The 265-nt window shown below is 35.8% G+C and carries 1 protein-coding gene; it reads right to left on the bottom strand.

Going from position 1 to position 265, the window contains the following annotated elements; translation table 11 throughout:
- The coding region (locus tag SB752_RS32625; RefSeq protein WP_410719532.1) for a hypothetical protein at positions 1 to 265 on the bottom strand (265 nt) is incomplete at both ends.

Raw genomic sequence — 265 nt, 5'->3', positions numbered from 1 at the left:
ATTAAACACTTTAGTGATATCGTTTTCGAATTGGTAAAGCGGACTTTGTATAATTTCTTTTGCCAGTATTTCTGCTTTTATCCATTGATGGTTTAATAAATAAACCTTGGTCAGCATAATCTGTGCAACTTTACGGTTTGGGTAAGTACGCTCGGGACTCCTGTAATCATCGGTTAAAAGATTTGAAGCAGCTGTTAGATCCGACTCTAATTTTTGCAACATTTCGTCTTTAGTAAGCTTATGTAGCTGGGCATTTATCTGATAG

This window comes from Brevibacillus sp. SIMBA_040 (genome assembly GCF_046535075.1).
GTDB lineage: Bacteria > Bacillota > Bacilli > Brevibacillales > Brevibacillaceae > Brevibacillus.
Note: the sequence above shows the minus strand (reverse complement) of the source record. Positions and strands in the feature narration are given on the sequence as shown.